Origin of the sequence: uncultured Thiothrix sp., assembly GCF_937873765.1 — a bacterium.
GTDB lineage: Bacteria > Pseudomonadota > Gammaproteobacteria > Thiotrichales > Thiotrichaceae > Thiolinea.
On the sequence record NZ_CALMZC010000052.1, the window covers coordinates 26,518 to 45,994 of the forward strand.

Annotated in this window: 17 protein-coding genes; 6 read left to right on the top strand and 11 right to left on the bottom strand. The window is 39.1% G+C overall.

The window, feature by feature from the left end; translation table 11 throughout:
* Positions 1–13 precede the first annotated feature (13 nt).
* The 7 genes from Q0307_RS15130 to Q0307_RS15160 are packed head-to-tail and all read right to left on the bottom strand — an operon-like array spanning position 14 to position 9,169.
* A complete protein-coding gene (locus Q0307_RS15130) occupies positions 14–2,104 on the bottom strand; it encodes a capsular polysaccharide biosynthesis protein (RefSeq protein ID WP_298661657.1) in 2,091 nt (696 codons plus the stop codon).
* Between the two features lie 16 nt (positions 2,105–2,120).
* Positions 2,121–3,137, bottom strand: a complete 1,017-nt coding sequence (locus tag Q0307_RS15135; RefSeq protein WP_298661658.1) for a glycosyltransferase family 29 protein — start codon at positions 3,135–3,137, stop codon at positions 2,121–2,123.
* Positions 3,109–4,425, bottom strand: coding sequence for a right-handed parallel beta-helix repeat-containing protein (locus Q0307_RS15140; protein WP_298661659.1), 1,317 nt, complete (start codon positions 4,423–4,425; stop codon positions 3,109–3,111). Before Q0307_RS15140 ends, Q0307_RS15135 begins: the two co-directional genes overlap by 29 nt.
* A gap of 57 nt (positions 4,426–4,482) precedes the next feature.
* Positions 4,483–5,523 (bottom strand): glycosyltransferase, encoded by a 1,041-nt coding sequence (locus Q0307_RS15145; RefSeq protein ID WP_298661660.1) that lies wholly within the window; start codon positions 5,521–5,523, stop codon positions 4,483–4,485.
* A gap of 34 nt (positions 5,524–5,557) precedes the next feature.
* The gene (locus tag Q0307_RS15150; protein WP_298661661.1) at positions 5,558–6,517 is read right to left on the bottom strand and encodes a sulfotransferase family 2 domain-containing protein; all 960 of its coding nucleotides are present in this window, start codon (positions 6,515–6,517) and stop codon (positions 5,558–5,560) included.
* Between the two features lie 36 nt (positions 6,518–6,553).
* On the bottom strand, positions 6,554–8,485 hold the full coding sequence (locus Q0307_RS15155) for a glycosyltransferase family 2 protein (RefSeq protein ID WP_298661662.1): 1,932 nt from the start codon (positions 8,483–8,485) through the stop codon (positions 6,554–6,556).
* Between the two features lie 60 nt (positions 8,486–8,545).
* Positions 8,546–9,169: a type II secretion system protein J gene (locus Q0307_RS15160; protein ID WP_298661663.1), complete on the bottom strand. Its 624-nt coding sequence runs from the start codon at positions 9,167–9,169 to the stop codon at positions 8,546–8,548.
* Between the two features lie 113 nt (positions 9,170–9,282).
* Between Q0307_RS15160 and Q0307_RS15165 the strand changes: the two genes are divergently transcribed.
* From Q0307_RS15165 to Q0307_RS15190, 6 genes are read left to right on the top strand one after another with little or no spacing between them, the layout of a single operon-like run.
* Entirely contained in the window at positions 9,283–9,993 is a 711-nt protein-coding gene (locus Q0307_RS15165; protein ID WP_298661664.1) for a sulfotransferase, read from the top strand.
* 5 nt (positions 9,994–9,998) lie between these two features.
* Positions 9,999–10,742 (top strand): hypothetical protein, encoded by a 744-nt coding sequence (locus Q0307_RS15170; protein ID WP_298661665.1) that lies wholly within the window; start codon positions 9,999–10,001, stop codon positions 10,740–10,742.
* Positions 10,739–11,626, top strand: coding sequence for a glycosyltransferase family 2 protein (locus tag Q0307_RS15175; RefSeq protein WP_298661666.1), 888 nt, complete (start codon positions 10,739–10,741; stop codon positions 11,624–11,626). Before Q0307_RS15170 ends, Q0307_RS15175 begins: the two co-directional genes overlap by 4 nt.
* Before the next feature lie 58 nt (positions 11,627–11,684).
* Complete coding sequence (locus Q0307_RS15180) at positions 11,685–12,608, top strand: trypsin-like peptidase domain-containing protein (protein ID WP_298661667.1); 924 nt, start codon at positions 11,685–11,687, stop codon at positions 12,606–12,608.
* Positions 12,609–12,613: 5 nt separating this feature from the next.
* Positions 12,614–13,762: a DUF1566 domain-containing protein gene (locus tag Q0307_RS15185; RefSeq protein ID WP_298661668.1), complete on the top strand. Its 1,149-nt coding sequence runs from the start codon at positions 12,614–12,616 to the stop codon at positions 13,760–13,762.
* 18 nt (positions 13,763–13,780) lie between these two features.
* Positions 13,781–14,329 carry a DUF1566 domain-containing protein gene (locus Q0307_RS15190; RefSeq protein WP_298661669.1) on the top strand — a complete coding sequence of 183 codons (549 nt, stop codon included), beginning with the start codon at positions 13,781–13,783 and terminating at the stop codon, positions 14,327–14,329.
* On the opposite strand, the gene Q0307_RS15195 is transcribed toward Q0307_RS15190, so the two are convergent.
* From Q0307_RS15195 to Q0307_RS15210, 4 genes are all read right to left on the bottom strand, one after another.
* Positions 14,324–15,178, bottom strand: coding sequence for a hypothetical protein (locus Q0307_RS15195; protein WP_298661670.1), 855 nt, complete (start codon positions 15,176–15,178; stop codon positions 14,324–14,326). The two genes, Q0307_RS15190 and Q0307_RS15195, sit on opposite strands and share 6 nt — an antisense overlap.
* Before the next feature lie 4 nt (positions 15,179–15,182).
* Positions 15,183–16,157, bottom strand: a complete 975-nt coding sequence (locus Q0307_RS15200; protein WP_298661672.1) for a glycosyltransferase family 4 protein — start codon at positions 16,155–16,157, stop codon at positions 15,183–15,185.
* Positions 16,158–16,200: 43 nt separating this feature from the next.
* Entirely contained in the window at positions 16,201–18,015 is a 1,815-nt protein-coding gene (locus Q0307_RS15205) for a sialidase family protein (RefSeq protein ID WP_298661673.1), read from the bottom strand.
* Between the two features lie 93 nt (positions 18,016–18,108).
* Positions 18,109–19,359 carry a hypothetical protein gene (locus Q0307_RS15210; RefSeq protein WP_298661674.1) on the bottom strand — a complete coding sequence of 417 codons (1,251 nt, stop codon included), beginning with the start codon at positions 19,357–19,359 and terminating at the stop codon, positions 18,109–18,111.
* Positions 19,360–19,477: the final 118 nt, after the last annotated feature.

The window sequence follows — 19,477 nt, forward strand, 5'->3', positions numbered from 1 at the left end:
GCATTCTACAGGGTTAATACCTGAACTTGAAAACCCCACGATAAACATGCACCACTTTTTGCGCTTGGCGATATAACCAATTCACTTTATTTTTCTGTTGACCGCCCTGCTCCTGCAATTGGCGATGTAAGAGTTCAACTGCATACTCAGGCGTGGTGAAAGCCCCAGTTTGCCAATTGATGTAGCGTGGATACAAAATTAAGGTCGCAGCAACGAGTTGATCGAGGGTTAAGTGCCGAGTACGCCGCGTCACTCGATGTCTATCAGTAGTAAGTCCCCAACCGGCATAAAAGGGTAAACCGTAACAAGCTACGTGCCTGCCACGCAACAACCCTTCAAAACCAACCAAAGAGGTCATCGTGTGTACTTCGTCTACTGCATCTAAACAATCAGGAATACTTGCATCCTCAAGTACTAAGTCGCTGTATTGTTTAAGAATAATTGGCTCAACTTTACCTTTACGATTTCCACTTACAACATCAGGATGAGGCTTATAAATAATATAAGCATCTGGCTTTGCAGCTCTCACCGCTTTTAATAAAGCGGCATTATCCGCAATATCCACACAACCTTTACGAATCGAAACATCATCTTCAACTTGACCTGGTACTAAGATAACTCGCTGACCTTGAGCTGCCTTAATTGCATCCACCACTGACTCTGCTCCAAGATTGTACTTGCTGAGTCGATTTTGCAACAGTCTGTTGCGCAAAAGGGACGCACGTTCCAGCAATTTAGGGGAAAACTCACTATTTTCAAGGTAATTTTCTAAATCACTGGGGTGATGTGGGTCGTAATAGACGCCACGTTGGTCAACTACTAAAGACAAAGGTGGCGTATAATCTGAACCCAAGCCTACCGAGCGAATGAATCCGTCTTCAACGCGCCAAACCGGAACCCCTGTTTCCACGGATAGCTCATTGACTTCATTAGCAACACGTTCTCCCCAAACGACTAAGCGAGAATTGTTATTAAAGCCGCCCTCTAGAGCCTTTGATTTTTTCCAAACAAACTTCAGTTGATTACGTGGCGCATATAAAAAGCGCTTAATATAATTACGCTTCCAAAACGTAAAGCCAAATCCATATAAAGCCCCAGCATTGAGCAAAGAATAATGATTTTGTAGAGCGATATACTCCACCACTCGCTCTAGCTCACACCGGATACCACGTTCTGGATCAAGATAACGGGAATACAACAAATAAGCTGCTGCGAATACCTCAATAACTGAACGGCTGCGCTTACGCCGTTGAAACACAGGCAAACTAGGATCAGCCCGATCATCCGTCAGACCCCAACCTGCATAAAACGGCACACCAAAACAAGTGACAGACTTACCCAGCATCAAGGCTTCAAAGCCAAGCTGTGAAGTTAAAACATACACCTGCTCCACTTCAGCTAATAAACTCAGCGGGTTAATCGGCTGACTAATACAATGCACGCGTGGATGCTGAAAGTCTTTGGGGAAACACCCTCGTTTCTTACCTGCCAGTACATCGGGATGAATTTTTAATAAAATATGTGCATCAGGGTATTCAGCCAAAGCAGCCGCTAACATTTGCTCAGCGCTATCAGCCTGAACTAGTCCATATTTAAGCGACATGTCACCAGCGGTTTGATCAACCACTAGCACTTTTTTACCCGTTGGCAAATTCAGTGATGAGATATCTAGCGGTGCATTATTGTACTTAGAGACTCGATGGCTAGTGATAGCTTGAATTAACTGCTCAGCTCTTGTTAATAACTCGCTATTAAGTAGCTGTTGCTGGGGATCATAAGCGAGCAAATCCTCTAGATCAGAAGCTTGCGTGGCATCGTAATAAATACCTTTTTTATCAACAACTAAGGAATATGAATTAGCCCCAAGTACACCTTGTCCTAGTGAATGAATAAAACCATCCTCTAAACGCCAGACGGGTAAACTCAAGCCTTGAGCTAATTGCTCAGCTTTAGCAGCACTGGGTTTGCGTCCCCAGGCAAGAACGGCTTGGGCTTGAGACTCAAAACTCATTTCAGAGCTATACACAATTGACATATCCACAAAAGCGGACAAGCCAAAATGCAGATAAATTTTTTTTGAACAGACCAGAACTGGCTGTGACATCCTAACTAAGCCCCTGTCAATTGTGTAAGGAGGTTAACCCTTCTCTCAACCAACGCCTTAGTATGCGTTTTTCACCTTCCCAATTATGCCTCTGAGACGCTTTATTTTTAGCACTCATATAGTGATAATTAGTTTCAATTTCGCTTAACGCCCCGAATCCTGCTACAGAAACTCCTATCCATGAGTCCAGTAACCAGTAGAAAAATGCCAATACACTAAGACCTGCACTAGGTGGTGCTTGTAACTCACTAACCAATTGACGCCATACCTCCAACGGTATGGTTAAAATCGGGACTTGTGCCTTACAAAAAGGATAAAAAGCACTCCAATCTACCAATTGATATTGCATTTCTGGACCCGTTACGAGTAGCCAATCCAGAGTATGAAGAACGCTAGGTTTAAAACTCGGAGTAACACACCACAGATTGCATTGTTTACCCAAATCTATTATAAATTCACCGCCAGACTTAAACGCATTAAAACGTACAATAAAACCAGCAGCATCAATGGCATGGCCTAAGGCAGAGCAACTCATATTACCTGCGTTACCAACAATGCAAATCCCTTTTCCTCGCGCATGTTGCTGCAGGGCCTTTGCTAATTGAAACCGCCAAAGGTTTTGCTGATTATAAATACTGAGCAAGTATTGCTGTTGCTGAGATAGAGATAAACTATTCTTAAAGGTTAAAGCCGCAGGTATTTGATTAATGGCATCATATGCGAAATCACTTGGAACCAAGTGCTTAGCATGATTTTCTAACAAAAGAGCAGATATAAACATTTGCTCCTTTTTATTAAATTGACTCCAAAAAAAAATAATCTCCTCGACTAATTCAATATTAATTAAAAGCCCCAAATCACGCTGGTACTTAAGGTAACCAAGTAAATAGTTTTTGTTTTTTTCCAACTCAAAAGCTCGAAAAAATAATTTGAGCACTAAATAACTATAACAGCCTTTTTTCCTAAGATACTTAGCTTTAATATAATAATACACTGCCATTATATTATTGAGAATCATATTGAAAGCGAACACTATTAATCTTACTAAAAGTATTAGATCCTATATTAGTACTAGATATTGCATTACCAATTTTTGCCCTAACTCGTGAACCTACATCAATATCATAGCCATCTATTCTAGAAAATGTATTACCCTCAATAACCGAGTTATTATCCATAACCTTTATTGCAGTTTGATTAAGATCAAATTTATTTTTTATAACTGACGTAGCATTAGCATAGTCAATATAAAATTTCTTTGAACCCTCTTGTAAAGCTAAAGGATCTCCACAATTAAAACTAGCTAAATCACGATCAGCACGCTCGGCAATCCAAACACCCACTGTTTCATTAAAAAAACTATTTTTGGCTATGATATTATCGTTAGAGCCATTTAGTCGCGGCCATTCTTTAGTATTTGTATAATTTTCCCAGCAATTTTTATATAAATAAATACCACCATCCGCATTATCTTTGAAAGAGTTACTCTCTATAGTGTTTTGCGTTGATCCATCAATAGCGATACCCTCTCGCTTAGCCTCATCACTTCTGCGTGCTGATCGAATCCTTGTAGTTTCGTCATAAGTAGAGAAACCATTACCCTCAATGATACTGTAATTAATGTTAGCTAACTCAGTGCCTGCATCTAAATATATACCTGAGCCACCTGAACCCTTTAAACTTGAATTTTCAAGTTGAAAATTACTAACATATCTGTAAATATAAATACCTGTACCATGCGAGTTAATAATTTTTGAGTTGATAACTTTAACATTAGTAGGTGCTTGGCGACGCAACACATCTTCAGACACCAAACCTTGCCTTAAACCAGCAATAGTTGTTGTCTTTAACTCATATTTAACATCAACACCGTGTATATAATTAATGATTTGGCAATTGCGTATAGAGACATTCTGTACGCGTGTACTACTAGCTTCTGCTGAGGAAATTTGGAAAGCAATCGCACGCGGCGCTTCACTAGCTGAGTAAGTATCACCAAATCTATGTCGACCTATCTGTTTTAGGCCATTCAAGACACTACCATTACAATCAAATTCTATATTTGGTTTAGTAATCTTAAAAGTGACTTGATTATACGTACAGTTACTTGGCAAAACAATTGAAGCACTGACGTTGACTGTTTCACCTGCCTTCCATATGGGGCAATTACTATTTTGGCTAGATGGCCAATTAATATCTGCAGAATAATTTTTATCTTCAAAAAGATTATCGATACCTTGATCAATTTCCTCTTTACAAGCACTTAATAAAAAAGTCACCATGAACAAACACAAAATATTTTTTTTTAACTCAGCTCGCATTGGAAACACCCCAAATTCAATGTACTGCAATTAAAGCTAAACTAGCCCATTAAAAAACTAATTACTTTCGATCAATTCTAAAAAACTTGCTGTTACTTGTGCAATATTGCTTACCTTTAGAACTTCACTCTGCAAATTTTGAGCATGTTCAAGATAGTCGTCTGGCTTTAACAATAAGTTGAGTTTAGTACAAAGATCCTCTGGAGTCTCTAGACAGAGTGCTCCAGCATTTGTATAACGTAAAACATCTGGGATAACAGAACAAACCGTCGGCTTACCCCAGAAACCTGCCTCAAGCACTTTAAGTGCTGATTTACACCGATTGAACGGTGTATCTTCTAATGGCGCTAAATTAAGCCATGTAGACTCAAAGCGCTCATGAAACTTTGAAAATTTAAGCTTGTCATAATGCCTAACCTGCCTTGCTACATCTTCAGCTAACTGAAAACTGAGTGGGCCAGTGATTTCTAGGCTTACTTTTTTATTTGAACGAAGAAAAGTGGTTAGCTGATCTGCAACTAATTTGAAATCCTTATCATGGCTGCGAGTGCCGGGTAGATAGGTAAGTACTGGAGCCGAAAAATCTAGCTTTGTAGTACGGAACGCGGCTAGATTATGTTCCCATGAGAAGTGTGGTGCATTGGGCAACACCTTTATTGGTTTGTTAATTTGCAAATTTAATAAGTGGGCTTTAAGCGGCTTTGTTGAAACTGTGAATCCATCGAACAGACTTAAAGTGTTTGCATGAGATTGATAAGTTTTTATAGTTTTTCCTAGAGTATTAATTTGGTTGACGACTCCCGGGCTAAACTCAGCAAAACTTGTATCAAAGATCAAATCATCAAAATCAGCCCAGATTTTTACTCCACGTAAACGCAAAGAAACTACTAAAAAATGTATACGCCATAAGTTTCTTGGGCGATGAAAAACCACGAAATCAAATTTATTTAAGAATAAAGAATCAGTTATATGACAAAAGCTAACTTGATGACCTTGTCTAGTAAGCTCCAGACCTAAATTTTCACAACGATAGATATAAGAAGGATCTGTCCTAAAGAGCTTTGCATTACGATTACATGCAATAAAGGCAATTTTCACTGTCACCTCTTAGTTTAATATTAATCAAGACTAATCAAACAAAGGGATTAAATAGCTCCTGCCCATTATCCACCACTATACACTCTACGATACTGTCACGAGTTAATGGCACTTCAAAGCCTAACTCAAAGCCAATATAAGCTTGCCGCCCTACATTCCAGGCCTTTAGTTCAGGACGATACTGATTAGCAATCACTTGCCCCACTTCTTTACCATCAACATAAATAACTAGCTCTACAGGTAACTCACTATTCTGATTGATCGCCCAACCTGCAATTTTGTATTTAGTCTTTTCGATAATAGCACCATGTACATATTTTCTATCTGTTACATAGATTTCATAACGCTGTAAAAACATTTTTTTAATTTTTTTATACAAAAGTAAATCTTTTTGATTATGCCCTCTAATAAGCCCCATTAACTCGTCATCTAACTTATACTTTTCCGCAGCGCGTTGTTTATTAATATTTAAGAACGACTCTTTAATTTGTAGACCATTTTGTGAACCTAACAACTGTAAAGATTCTCGATAGTACTCCTGTAGGCCGACAAAGCCAATTAAATTAAACGGTACTCGCCCAAGACTCCTAGACTGAAGATTCATATATAAAGGATTACAACAAAAGGACTCTAAAGACTCAGTGATACCATCGACCCTACGCATATGCTCATAGTTCGAAATAACTCGCTGAACAGGATTACGTAGAAACAGCATAATATTTTTGATATAGAAAAAAGGAGCATATTTTTTTACAGAATAATGTCCAGATAAACAAACCGGTTTATACTGCTCTGAAAGAAAACTACCAAACTCATAGAAGGCTTGACGGTTTTGAATATAATCACTAACTATAGGACTAGTCGCTATATCAGAGCCATAGTCACAATACAAACCATCTCCAAAAATTTCCTCCAAGGAGTCTCGAAAACTGGTACCGGCTGTTTTAGGGATATGTACAAAAAGATAACCATTTTCAATAGGGAAACGAGCCACTCAATCCAACTCCAAAATAAGTCAGTTCAGTAATAATTAGACAAATTCGCGTAATGAGAAATCTTCACGCAGTCTAGATAGATTGAGATTGTAGTAAGGATCATTATCAAGCTCTTTACCCCAAGTAGCACGCATATAAGCGACTTCCTTATCAAAGCGTGCTTTCTTTTCAGGTGTATCATCCTCGCCACGACTCACCGATTCGTGATGATATAACTCCGCGTGCGGTGTCCACAAATTCCTATAACCAACTGCCCGCACCCTCAAACAAAAATCCACATCATTATAAGCCACAGGCAGATCTTGTTCATTCAAACCACCAACTTGCTCATAAATCTCACGGCGTACCAAGAGGCAAGCCCCAGTCACAGCGGAATAACCCTGCAACAGCTTAAGACGGTTGAAATAGCCTGTCGAGTCACGAATCGCAAAACGATGAGCATGCCCAGCTACATGGCCTAACCCTAAGATCACCCCAGCATGCTGAATCTGGCCATTTGAATAATACAGTTTAGCCCCCACGCAACCGACTTCTGCGCGGCAAGCATGTGCGACCATTTCAGTCAACCAATTTGCAGAAATTACCTCCACATCATTGTTAATTAGACCAATAATCGAGCCTTGCGCATGCTGCACACCAAAATTATTGATGGCTGAGTAATTGAATGGATAATCATACTGCAAGACTTTAACACGTGGATCACTTTGGATGGTTTTAAGCCAAGTTAACGTCTCAGATTTTTGACTTTGATTATCTAAAATAAGAATCTCGAAATTTTCGTAAGTGGTCTTTTCCAAAATACTTTCCACACAAGGCTGAAGAATACTCAAACCATCGCGAGTAGGGATGAGTAAACTTACTAGAGGTCTTGGCTCAGGAATCTTAAATGCAAAGATCAAAGAGTCATTCTCCCAACTATACTCGCTGATACTAGGCAATACTGATTTTAAAATCTCAGCCCTTAGTAATGCTGCTGCCTTTTCTAGTTGTTCTGCTTTCTTGTGAACTTCTGTATGTTTATAGGCTAACACTAAAGGCAAGTGAATAATTTGCTGGGTTCCAAGAGATGGTAGTAATTTTGCTAAAGCTTGCTGAGCACCTAAATTATCAAAAAACTTTATATTTTCTTCATACCAAGTTTTTCTACAGATAAAGCACTTAGAAATATAGTCTTGATTCAAAAACAACTCAGGATTCCAATCTGTTTTAAACCAAGGTTTAGAGCGATTACCATATTCATCTAACTGGTCTTCATCTGGATATACTAGAATAGCTTCTGGATATTTATTTAAATATTTAATCAATAGATCTTTTGCACTATTATATAAAGTATACTCAGGATCAACTACACAGATATAATCGTTTGGATCAACTTTGACAGAGTTATCCTCTAAATTAAACTTACGAATTAACTCAAACTCAATATCCTCAATCCAAGTATGATAGTCATTTTCGTCAAGGCTGTAAAATAAGCGATTATAAGCTGAAAAAACGAATTGGTTAAAGTCAATTTTTTTAGCATGTGCACGTTCATATAATTTCTTAGTTAATTGATCTTTATTAACGGCAGCACTAACTACCAAACGCTTTAACATGCGATCTTGCGCAAAGCTTTCTTTGATAGGTATTAGCCTAAATAACTTTATCACTCCTTCACCATAAAGTCTTAGAGTGAAATGAGCTTGGCTAGCATTTCTAGGTAAATAAACAATCCGCTTCATTAGATTTTTAGGCCGGACTGCTAAGGGCATGTTATGCGAGGTATCAAAACGCAGGTCTAAATTAGCACTAAAAAAGACTCCCTTAACTTGTAGCTCCAGCATATACCAGCCCGGTTTAAAAGCATGTTTTATAGTGAAGGTTTGCGTTGAATAGTAATCATCCTCTACAAGTACTCCGCCAAGCATTTTTCTCGCGAGATTAGGATAAATATAGGGTTTAGCGGCTTTGTAAACGAGCTTGAGCATTTAGATTCTTAAATAGCAGTAAAAGAGTTAAATGAAAAAACAGGAAAAATCGGTTTTTCATTATGGAGGAGGCTTTTGCTCAGCATTCAGTGAGCTAAAATCTATATCAGTTTGTTTGATGCCAAAATACACTATTTTAGTGATTAGACCTAAATTCTCATGCTCTAGCTTAACTTGAAAATATGCAGGCCAAGGAGTAGTGGTAGTAGTCGCAGCTTGATCTAAAGCAGCTATTTCCAGTGCCTTTACTTTAGTTAATAAAGCGGAACTATCATCAGGTGAAGTGGTGAGTTCTTTATTATCTCTCCAAGTTTCTCTGATAAGTGAATGATTTTTTAGGCTATAGCGAATATGCTTTAAACTTTGCTTATTAGTTCCCGATGAATGAGCCAGTAAAGTGAGATCAAGTTGGGTCTTATCTGGCGTTAGTTCCACTGCTGTGCTTTCCGTACTAGCTAGCACTTGTACTGACTTTTGGCGCAAATCGCGCTCCAGCGTTTGCATAGCCCGTTGCACACGAGTTAACTCCACCATTTCTAGCTCAATCGCATCCCCTGTTTTCACGAGGGTATTTACCGCACGATAAGCAAACGCAGAAATTAAGGAAAAGACAAACAAGGCCACTAATAGCTCAACTAGAGTAAAGCCTTGTGACTTTTGCTGCCTCTTAACCTTAGAATTCACGACAAAACTATCTCCGACTTTATCATTTAAAATTGTATGCTAGCCACCAAGGACGTTAGCAAGCTAGGATGCTGCATAGTATAGAGTTTATTGAGTTTTCGCAGGAATATTTCATGTTGGCTTTTCTTGGTATTGGCGCACAAAAAGCAGGTACAACTTGGCTACATAGTATGCTGAGTCAGCATCCGCAACTCTACTTGCCTGAAGCTAAAGAATTACACTATTGGGATAAACAATACCCACACGCTCCAGTACAAGCTTATTTAGATTTCTTTCACCGTGTGGGTTATTTAGAGGGAGAAATAACGCCTTCTTACGCTCTCTTACCCATCACAACTATTCAGGTTATTTATCAACATCTACCCGAACTCAAACTCATCTACAGCTTACGCAATCCCATTGAGCGTGCTTGGTCAGCTGCTTGTATGTTTTTGACTAAAGCACAGATGGAACTGGATGAAGCCAGTGACCAATGGTTCTTAGATCATTTTCACTCTAAGAACTCGCGTTTACGGGGCGACTATGAACACTCTATTCGACAGTGGACCTCTATTTATCCTAAAGAAAATTTGTTGTTAGTGGATTACGATTTAATTAAATCTGAGCCTAAGCAAGTTTTAACCTCGTGTTGTAAGCATTTAGGTGTCGCTGATTTCACTCCAGATCAGCTAGCAAGCCTGTGGGTATCCGCAAAAGTGTTTGCTGGGCAAGGCTATCAGCTTAGACCTAGCTTGAAACAAGCACTCATCGATCTTTATACTCCACCTATTCAATCACTTAGCCAGTACCTTAACAGAGACTTCAGTCATTGGATTCAACACTAAAACTTATGTCAACCAACTCAGCAAAACCTTGTATCTTAATTTTAGGCATGCACCGCAGTGGAACCAGTTGTCTTGCAGGTAGCTTGCAACAGCAAGGTGTATATCTAGGGCAAGTACACGAATGGAACCCGCATAATCTAAAGGGTAATCGTGAAAACCCCAAGATTATGGAGTTGAACGAAAGCCTGTTTGCAGCTAATCACGGTAGTTGGGATCAGCCACCTGTATCACCTGTGCAATGGACTTCATCTCAAGCGCAACAACGTGATGGAATCATTCATGAACTGAACTCCAATACTGCACAGGCTTGGGGCTTTAAAGATCCACGCACTCTAATAAACATGGATTTTTGGCTGGCAGGTTTAAGGGAGCATTATCCTATTTATTATGTCGGCACCTTTCGTCACCCCATAGCTGTTGCTCAATCACTAAACAAACGCAATGGCACACCGATTGAGACCGGGGTCGCTTTATGGTACAGCTACAATCAACGACTACTGGCCCATTGGGAGCAGTCACCTTTTCCTCTACTCTGCTTTGATGTAGACCCAAACACCTATCGAAACAACTTCCAACAAGCTTGTGAAGTCTTAGATTTACAGCCTAACTTGGTTGAACAACCTTTTTTTGAGAGTCAGCTACGCTCCACAACAGAGATGTTGAAAAGCGCTAATTTTACAATCAAAGAGCAACAATATTTAGATTGCTATGCTCGCTTACAAAACATCTATTTTGATTGGGTCTTATGAGACTATTCAAACATCGCCCCAAGCTCTCAGTAATCGTTAACTTTTATAACATGCCACGTGAAGCGGAGCGTACCCTCTACTCCCTATCTACCGCTTACCAACAAAATATTAAGGCCTGCGATTACGAAGTCCTAGCTATTGATAATGGTTCTACTCAAGCTCTACAAGCTGAGAGCGTGCGCTCTTTTGGTGAGAACTTCCATTATCACTATTTACAAACGAACTCAGTGTCGCCCTGCAAAGCACTTAATCAAGCCACTAAAATGGCTAGAGGTGAATTAGTCATTTGCTGCATTGATGGTGCGCGCATCTTATCACCGAATATTTTGAGCTTAAGCTTACAAGCCGCCAAATTGCATGAGCACCCCTTCATCTACACGATGAGCATGCATCTTGGCAGCAAGCCACAAAATATCAGTATGACCGAAGGCTATAACCAACAGGTTGAAGATCAGTTGTTGAATACCATAGGTTGGCGAGCTAATGGGTATCAGTTGTTCACTATTTCTAGCACTGCACTATCAAGTGGTAACGGTTTTTTTTCTAAATTTGCAGAAAGTAATTGTTTTTGTATGAAAAAAAGTGATTATCTACGACTAGGTGGCTTTGATGAGGCTTTCACTAGTAAAGGTGGCGGCCTAGTTAACTTGGATTTTTTCAATCGTATTCATGAGGATGAACACTTTTATCCTATTTTGTTATTGGGTGAGGCAACTTTTCATCAATTTCACGGGGGGGTTGCGACGAATGTTGTGATGAAAAATCATCCTTGGGCTGAGATGGCAGCGGAGTATCAAGGTATACGCCACAAAGTATTCGATAGTAGCTTCCAGCACCCTCACTATTTTGGCAAACTTAATGAATTCGCCCAAACTTTCATTTAATCAAAACATCACCTATTATGCCGCTTAACTTCTACTTACCTTAGTACCTAGTTTTATCATGCATAATATAAAATCTTTGCTCCTAATAGCCCTTTCACTCTGGCCTATTACTACCTTGGCCGCTGATAGTGACTCGGTTTCCAGTGATGGTTCTATACCCACTCCAGCTGTTTTAGGCAGCAATTTGATAGATAGTGGTTATGTAGGTACTGGTAGTACTAGCAATTTGAACATATTAGGCGTTGACACGACGCTATCAGAGCTAACTGAAATCCAACGTATAGCTGAGTCATTACCTGTAGCCAATACTGTCGAACCTAACTTTACTAGCACACGGACAGTCATTGGCTTAGATACCAAGGTACAATTAAAACCAGCAACTTATCCTTATCGTGCTACGGCTTTGATTACTATCGGTCAGGCACGCTGTACAGGTTGGATGGCTGGCTCAGATACCGTCATCACTGCAGGACATTGTGTGCATCGCGGAATTGGGCAGACTTGGTATCCCTTAAGCGATTATACAGTTTATCCAGCGCATGATGGTACAACAGCTCCTTATGGTAAATGTAGCGCTAAAAGGTTATATACGACTGAGGGCTGGGCTTTATCCAGCAAAACTGAATATGACTATGGTGCAATCAAGTTGAATTGCCAAGTAGGTAATGCCACAGGTTGGCTAGGTTTTGCAGTACTTGCTAGTACTCAAGGTTTACCTGCAATTATTAGTGGCTATCCTGGGGATAAACCTTTAGGGCAATGGGGCAGTTTCGATAGTATCCGTAAGGAAGCCGTTAATTGGATTTTTTATAAAAATGATACGTATGCAGGGATGAGTGGTGCACCCGTTTGGTACGATGCAGGCAATCGAGTTTTAGCCTTTGCAATTCATAATTACGCTGTACCTCCAAATTTTAATCGTGGCGCTAGAATTACTAAATCCACTTTTAAAAATATACAAACTTGGAAAAATGCACAATAAACTGTATGAATAAAACACTCAAAACTAGCTTCAAGCAAATGGTATTAACTTTAATTACTGTTGGCTTATGCAGCTTTTCTACTGTACAAGCAGCTAAGAATGCAAAACCTATAGTTGATGCAGGGATGGATCAAACCGTCTATGCAGGCGATTTAGTGAGCTTAGCTGGTAAAGCGAGTGACCCAGAAAACCAAACTCTCCTTTACTCATGGATCTACCCAAGCAAGAAAATTTCTAGTGTAAATATTACTAATGCCAATACATTAAATCCAAGCTTTACTGCACCGGATACAACCAGACTTATACAAATCCAACTTGCATTCACTGCATTTGATCCCAAACAGGCGAAAGCCACTGATCGAGTGATTATTACGGTGAAACCTAAGCCAATTGTTCCACCGCCAGAAAGTATTACCAAAATTAATGATACTGGTGTTACCAGTTGTGGTGACTACTCCAGAGGTCATAGTGGTATTAGCAATAATGATGTTGTTTGCCAACTATTAACCGATAGCAATGGTGATCCGGTACCGACTAATCAAGATGGCGTATCAGGTCGAGATATTAATTTTCCTAATGATGAAGACGGACGCAAAGGCTTTAGCTTTACCAAACTAGATGCGGCAGGCTTAGCTTTATCTAGCTCCGTTAGTCAGTGGAGTTGTGTCAAAGACAATGTTACAGGTTTAGTTTGGGAGTTGAAAACTGATGATGGTGGTTTACATGATAAAGACGATACCTATGTTTGGTATGAATCTGACCCACGCCTAGGTAACGGTGGCTTACCAGGCTATGAAAAAGCTACTGACTACGATACATCCCGCAATGATCAAACCTGCTCGGGCTTTTCTATGGGTAATAATGCTAGCTACTGCAACACCAAAGCTTTTGTTAATCGAGTGAATCAAGCAACCTATTGTGGTGCCAATAATTGGCGCCTACCTACTCGTGAAGAATTGAACTCACTAGTTGATTATCAAGCATCACCAAGGATTGATATTAACTTTTTCCCTAATACAATAGATAGCTATTATTGGACATCTGTGCCATATGCTTACAGAAACCAACATGTTTGGGTAATTAGCTTTCATCACGGAGGAGGAAGCCCATCATACAAACATATGAATCATTTAGTCCGATTGGTACATGATTAAATTAATTTGAGTAATACAATGAAAATTTTTAGCTACATTCTTTTCTCTTTGATTTTAACTTTATCTGCATATACATTAGCTGCTGAATCTAACCAAACTTGCAATGGAGCTTTGCAGACAACACCAATAGCAAATTTTCAAGATAATTTAAATGGAACTATAACTGACTTGAAAACAAAATTAACATGGAAGAAATGTACCGAAGGACAAATATGGTTCAATAATAACACTTGTAAGTATGAGACAGATACTACCCCTATGTTTACTTGGAGAGAAGCACTAGAACTTGCTAATAGAATAAATTCTAGTGGTGGCTTTGCTGGTGTAACTAACTGGCGAATACCAAATATTAAAGAGTTATCATCTATTATTGAAAACACATGTTATGCTCCCGCAATTAATATAACTATATTTCCATCATCTTTGGCTGGCATTTACTGGTCATCTACTCCCTACATAGATGCTAATGATTATGCTTGGACTGTTAGTTTCACATATGGAGAAAACAGAATGAGTTACAAACATGATTATTACCTAGTCCGATTAGTACATGATCCCAACTCATAATACTGTCAATAGCAAAGTAGATTCTCTCGTATAAAAACTCCAAAAAGCTCCTTTAGTTTTACTCAGAAGTTTTTCTAGTAGTATTTTTTTTAAATCATTATTATATAATTGATTATTGTTTTTTGAATGCAATACTTCTACTATTTCATTAGCCAATGGATTAATGGCTGCCAAGGACTTTCCTGCTGTTTGAATTATAGACTCATAAAATATGATCTGCTTAGCCGGTAAATAAGTTAAGTACTGTTGAAAAAACCAATCTAATAGAAAAATCTGCCGGTCATATACATCGGGTATATAATCTAGCTGCTGCTTCAATTCAGGCGAAAAAGCTTCGGCTGCTGGGACTCTACCCTGCGAAACTGGCATATCAACACTATTCCAAGATAACAAAACAGCTAACGGGTTTCTTACCACAGCAAAACAATTGAATAAGCCTGATGCTACTAAATCTTTTAGGATAGCCGTAAAAAAAGCGGGTTGTTTGATCGCCAAATAAAAATCATTTGATAGTTTTTTATTAGTCTGTACCAGTCGTCCATCTAAAACTCGAATACGCTTGCCAGTATTGGGATCTACGCCAGCCATGGGGTTATCAGGTACTTGCCCACCAAAACTTTTGCTGACTGCAGTACCTGTTTGCAAAATCTGCAAGCGCTGAGCAGTGAAATAATCAGCAATCACTGAGATTAAATCGCCCTGTTTATAAGCAATCAGATCCAAGGGAACCAAAGGCTCATGCAAGGCCACGCAATCAGATAATTTATTAAGCAAATGACATGTCAAAGTGGTACCAGAACGTGGAAGTCCGGTTAGAATTACCTGTTGTTGAGCGGTAACAAACTGCATAAACCTACCAAAGTGAAGGAAGATCACGCATTATAGCAAGAAATTGCTGCGCCTCCTGCTCTAAGCTGTGTATCTGTATTTGCTGCTTAGCATTTTTTATGATCATCTGCCGCTGCTGCTCAGTCAAAGCATTAGCTCTATTCACAGTCTGCAAAATATCCGTAGTTTCATAATTCGGAAGCAAACAAGTATGCTGATCTAAGCAAAAAGAGCGATTCCCTATACAATCGGGGCAAATGACTATTGCACCTAAAGCCATCGCTTCCAAGGCGGGTAAATAGAAACCTTCAGCTATATGAGGGAGACATAGAACCTGCTTAGCTCGATTCAACAGGCTCAGAAACTCAGCCCTAGGTATTAAGTTGCTAATAGTTTTAATCGTAACATACTTATTTTTAAGTTGCTGCTCTAAATCTAAACCTAATTGAGGCTTTTTAATGGCTACAATTAATAGATCTATATTTTTTTTAGCATCATCGAGTACTTGAGGCAATGAACTTAAATCAATGCCATTCGGAATCGTAAACACTGGCCCATTAACTTGCCCAGTCGCTTGAATAGCATCAGCTACTTGCTGGCTGACACAAATCCGAATAGCCTTTTCTCTTAAGAAATTGAATTTAAGATCCTTAGGATCAGCATGGCTTAAACCTTGAATTAAGTTAATCACTGGAATTTTATCTTTCTTTGCAAGATAAGCAGAGCGATTTAATACTGCCCCCCAATCTAAACCAGCAAGAAATAAAATATCCGCAGTTTCTGGTCGCCAAGCGTCTAGCGACTTAATCTTTTGCCATGGATTGCTGTTATTCCGAACAGACGATGTGGTAAAATAAATTTTTGCTTGATAAATATCTGTTGCTTGTAGATGCGAAAAATAATGAAAAACTTTTAAATGCCCACCTTGAAAACGCAGATAGTCACGGTGAAATAATACTATTTTTTTCTTTAGGCTTTTTCTGAGAAAATTAAAAGACATGGTAACTAGCAAAAAAGAAGGGAGCAAAGCTCCCTCAGTATGATTAATATTCTAAATGATTACCAAAGATAATATCCGGCATAAAATACCAGTCATCGTAGAACCAACCCCACTTCATCTCAACTTTTTGTTGATTAGGTGGAGCACTTTCTAGCAAACCCTCTTTACTAACTTGCTGGTTAACACTGACTTCAACATTTGCATCCAGTACAGCAAAATTACTCTTTATATCAATGGTAGACTCATCAACTACCGCTTTTGAAAAGCTTAGTTTACCTTGTTGAGCTAACCATTGAGCTTTATCAAAGCGCTCACGATAGACTGGCTCCATATAATTCCAAGTTTCCTCCCATTTACGCTCTTCGCGCAACGCCCAGAACTTATTTACCCGCTCAATCAAACGAGCTTTAAGCTTATCAGGATCAGGCAACTTTGACTTAATCTCCGGTAAAAGAAATTGCTCATTAGAATCCTTAATTAACTCTTGATAAACTCGAGTACCACTTGGGTTTTTACCATTTAGCTCCACCATAAAATAAGTCAGCCATAGTTTATCTTTACCTAGGTATAACTTTGGATCTTTTGCCACTGATAAACCAGGAGTAGTCAAAGGAAAAGAGGTGGGTAGCCAAGTCTGCCCATGATCTTTGCTCACACTTGCGTACAAACTAGGAACAATTGAACGATAATCCTCCCATACCAATAGAAGTTCTTTACCAGTATTTATTATACTTGGATAGGTTGACTTACTTAAATCATGCCCTTTATCTGCATCTAATAATTTAATAGCTCCTAACCACTGATGTGTTTTTGTAGATAAAGTAGCAGTAGCTGCATGCGGCTTTCCGCTTCCACCCTCATTAGGCTCAGAAATAAAAGCTAAAACCAGATTATCGCCACTAAACGTTCCTTTAATCCAACTAAATAATTGTTTTGAGAAATCTACCCCTAAGATTGCAGGATTGACTTCAATCCATTGATCAGCCGAGGACGTAGTATTATAAAAACCAAAAAATCCTTTTTTATCCTGCCCAGTGAGCATAGCGAATACATATATTTCATTTGCATCACTGAATGTCGTTAACTCTACTGGTTGCATATTAGGTGCAGTGAAAAGATTACTTTCTGTTCCCCATGTCTTACCATAATCACTCGATGATTTCGAGGCAATGCGCAACATACTTTGCCCCATCTCTGTCATATCAAGTTGTTGCCATATTACAATTAGTTTACCTCCTAGGTAGCTTAACTTAGGAGAGTTAGCAAATGTTGCAGGCTCTTGGTTATTTTGGACTTTCATTGCCTCAGTAACTATAGGAGTATCTATACGTGAATCTTGTGACGCCCAAGTTTTACCGCTATCTGTTGAATAATTAAGATACACTCCATAACCTGGACGACGTTCATCTGTATAAGCAATTGCTATCGCTCCTTTACCATTAGAAGCAAAAGAAATATCAGCGAGTACGCCTGCTTCGGTATTAATAGTAGATGCTGGTGAAAAAGTTACACCACCATCGTTTGATGTTCTAACTTTTAGGGTTTTAGATTTTTGTGCATCAACAGCCCACCAAATAGCATATAAAGTCTTGCCATCATAATGTAACCATTGTTTGCTAGACTGATCTTCAGAAAGGATTTGTTCCTTGCCAACCTCATAGAAGACGACACCACGTTTTTCACCTAACAATAAAACTAACTTATTATCTATTACTGTAGCAGTAGGGTTCATTAAAAAGCCTGCTTGTGGCAATAATAACTGAACCTTTTCAATTGGCTGCTTTTCATTTGTACTATCTTGGCAAGCACTTATTAATATACTGCAAAACAGTACTAAAAGTAACAACACGTTTTTCATGAAATTTATTACTCTATCGAAACCGTATCTACATAAAAGCAAAAAGGTGGGAAACCCACCTTTTTGTTAACTTACCTACTAATCTTTTAAGGATTAATAAGGACGATTTGGATGTGGCTCTGGAGTACTGCTCAAATGACCACTGGTTTCAACTTGGAATGAAACTACACCACGATTATTAATAGGAGAAGGCGCAGATACATCAAACCCATTGTCACTAATACTTCTCTCAATTAAACCATCAAGAGCTGCAGCAGTATTCACACCAAACACACCACCCGGTGCAGCAAAAGCACCTGATACTAACTGTTCAGGAACGACAGCACCACCGCGGGTAGTTGGAGCGAAGTCAACTAACTCAGCTTTGTAAGTAATTGCACCACTGGCTACATAACGTGTTGTTGCACCACTACCTGTGGTTGAGGCATTTTGAATGCTCATACGCTTCCAACCACCGTTAACTGTATCGGAAGCCTGCAGACCATTCAAGAATGTACCACGGCCATAAGCCCCCATACAAGTCACTTTAAATACTTTGGTACCGCTAGTTACAACTTCATCATTATTGTAAACACCCGACTGTCCAAATGGATCTCGCGGAGACACACTACCTGCTACTTGGTCTTGAGAAATATATACTGTTGCATCATAGACGCCAGCACCAGACTCTTGCTTAGTCATAGATTCTGATGTCACAACTGATAACCACTCAGTAGTTGCAATATTTACAGGCATCCAAGAATAATCAATGGATTTTTTAGAGATAAAACCAGCGCTAAAATCAGTTTCAACTTTTGAGCGGTGATTATTTAATAATTTGTAATCAAGCACAAAACTATTAGCTGCATCTACTACATAGCCAAAGCCGGAAATTTCGCCTTCATTAGCTAAATTTTTAACCGCTGGATCTGTGTTTGCATTTGCACTATCACCAATAATAGCGAAACCAACGAAGTTACTATTTGTATAACCGTTCGGTATGCTTTTATCAGAGCTAAGCAAATTTAAAGCATTTTTGTCATTGTCTACTGCACGTTGGAATACCATATCCCATGGAGATACAGTACCTTTGTTATCAGAAATTTCACAAGTTTTATTTAAATCATATAAATCGGCAACTGATGTACCTTTTTGATACCAGTTATAATGCAGATCTGAGCTAGTGCCCCAACGAGCATCTGCTTTACCTGAGCCGCGTACTTTAATAGAGAAATAAGTCTGAGCCCCATCTTGAACACCAATAACCAATGGCGCTAAAACAGAATCAGCACTCGCTACACTAGAAATCATCAGCGAACCAGCAACTGCCGTTGCGACTGCGCTTTTTTTCAACAGATTTTTCATTGCAACCTCACTTAATCAGTTAAGTTTATCTAAGTTTATCACAAGCTGGAACACCAACCCCCTGACCGGTGGCAAGCATTAAACCATCTTACAGCACTCAAGCATAGCGCAAATAAAT